Here is a 2500-nt window from a genome sequence, read left to right as displayed (position 1 = left end):
GTACTAAGGACAGCTCCTCTCAAATTTCCTACGCCCGCGACGGAAAGGGACCGAACTGTCTCACGACGTTCTGAACCCAGCTCGCGTGCCACTTTAATGGGCGAACAGCCCAACCCTTGGGACCGACTTCAGCCCCAGGATGTGACGAGCCGACATCGAGGTGCCAAACCTCCCCGTCGATGTGGACTCTTGGGGGAGATCAGCCTGTTATCCCCGAGGTAGCTTTTATCCGTTGAGCGATGGCCCTCCCACGAGGAACCACCGGATCACTAAGCCCGACTTTCGTCCCTGCTCCACTTGTATGTGTCGCAGTCAAGCTCCCTTATGCCTTTGCACTCTGCGCGCAATTTCCAACTGCGCTGAGGGAACCTTTGGGCGCCTCCGTTACATTTTAGGAGGCGACCGCCCCAGTCAAACTGCCCACCTAACAATGTCCCGTGACCAGATACATGGCCTCCGGTTAGAATTTCAATACTGTCAGGGTGGTATCCCAAGGACGACTCCATAGAAGCTGACGCCCCTATTTCTAAGTCTCCCACCTATCCTGTACAGACAATACCGAAATTCAATGCTAAGCTACAGTAAAGCTCTACGGGGTCTTTCCGTCCAATCGCGGGTAGAGGGCATCTTCACCCCCACTACAATTTCACCGGATTTGTTGTCGAGACAGTGCTCAAATCATTACGCCATTCGTGCGGGTCGGAACTTACCCGACAAGGAATTTCGCTACCTTAGGACCGTTATAGTTACGGCCGCCGTTTACTGGGGCTTAAGTTCAAGGCTTCGCTTACGCTAACCAATCCCCTTAACCTTCCAGCACCGGGCAGGCGTCAGCCCCTATACATCAGCTTTCGCTTTAGCAGAGACCTGTGTTTTTGCTAAACAGTTGCTTGAGCCTATTCACTGCGGCCTGCTCTCGCAGGCACCCCTTCTCCCTAAGTTACGGGGTTAATTTGCCGAGTTCCTTGACAACAATTCTTCCGCTGGCCTTAGGATTCTCTCCTCATCTACCTGTGTCGGTTTGCGGTACGGGCACCATCTTCCTCGATAGAGGCTTTTCTTGGCAGTGTGGAATCAGATACTTCGCTACTAAAATTTCGCTCCCCATAACACCTCAAGCTTAAGATTGAACGGATTTGCCTGTTCAATCACTCTAAGTGCTTAGACGCACATCCAACAGTGCGCACATCTTATCCTTCTGCGTCACCCCATTTCTCAAACGGAAAATGGCGGTATCGGAATATCAACCGATTGTCCATCACCTACGCCTTTCGGCCTCGGCTTAGGTCCCGACTAACCCTGAGCGGACGAGCCTTCCTCAGGAAACCTTAGATTTTCGGCCAACAGGATTCTCACCTGTTTGTCGCTACTTATGCCAGCATTCTCACTCCTATATCGTCCACCGCTCCTTACGGTACGACTTCAGCCAATATAGGAAGCTCCTCTACCGCTCTTTCGAGCCCATAGCTTCGGTGGTAAGTTTGAGCCCCGGACATTTTCGGCGCAGGATCTCTTGACTAGTGAGCTATTACGCACTCTTTGAATGAGTGGCTGCTTCTGAGCCAACATCCTAGTTGTCTTAGAAATCCCACATCCTTTACCACTTAACTTACACTTTGGGACCTTAGCTGATGATCTGGGCTGTTTCCCTTTTGACCACGGATCTTATCATTCGCAGTCTGACTGCCAGGATACAAGTAGATGGCATTCGGAGTTTGATAAGGTTCAGTAACCACTATGGCCCCTAGCCTATTCAGTGCTCTACCTCCATTACTCAATTACCTGACGCTAGCCCTAAAGCTATTTCGAGGAGAACCAGCTATCTCCGAGTTCGATTGGAATTTCTCCGCTATCCACAGCTCATCCCATGGTTTTTCAACACCAACGGGTTCGGTCCTCCACGGAATTTTACTTCCGCTTCAACCTGGCCATGGATAGGTCACTCGGTTTCGGGTCTACAGCATGCAACTAAACGCCCTATTCAGACTCGGTTTCCCTGCGGCTCCACACCTTAGGTGCTTAACCTTGCTACATACCGTAACTCGCTGGCTCGTTCTACAAAAAGCACGCCGTCACACATATAAAGTGCTTCGACAGATTGTAGGCACACGGTTTCAGGTTCTATTTCACTCCCCTCCCGGGGTTCTTTTCACCTTTCCCTCACGGTACTTCTTCACTATCGGTCACTAGGTAGTATTTAGCCTTGGGAGGTGGTCCTCCCAGCTTCCCACAAGGTTTCACGTGTCTCGTGGTACTCTGGAGTAGATCTAATTTATATTTCTTTTACTTACAGGACTGTTACCTTCTGTGGTGGAGCTTTCCAGCTCTCTTCAATTAGAAAATCTAAACCGTTATGATCTATCCACAACCCCTAAATCCGAAGACTTAGGTTTGGGCTCTTTCCCGTTCGCTCGCCGCTACTTAGGAAATCGAATTTCTTTCTCTTCCTCCGGGTACTTAGATGTTTCAGTTCCCCGGGTCTACCTCTATATACCTATTT

General features: G+C 50.2%; 1 rRNA gene (only partly in view). It reads right to left on the bottom strand.

The features are described from left to right. Positions 1-2500 (bottom strand): 23S ribosomal RNA (locus ACFIJ5_RS01670) (it extends past both window edges: 241 nt to the left, 158 nt to the right).

The sequence above is a fragment of the Haloimpatiens myeolchijeotgali genome, from assembly GCF_042688525.2.
Lineage (GTDB): Bacteria > Bacillota > Clostridia > Clostridiales > Clostridiaceae > Haloimpatiens.
Note: the sequence above shows the minus strand (reverse complement) of the source record. Positions and strands in the feature narration are given on the sequence as shown.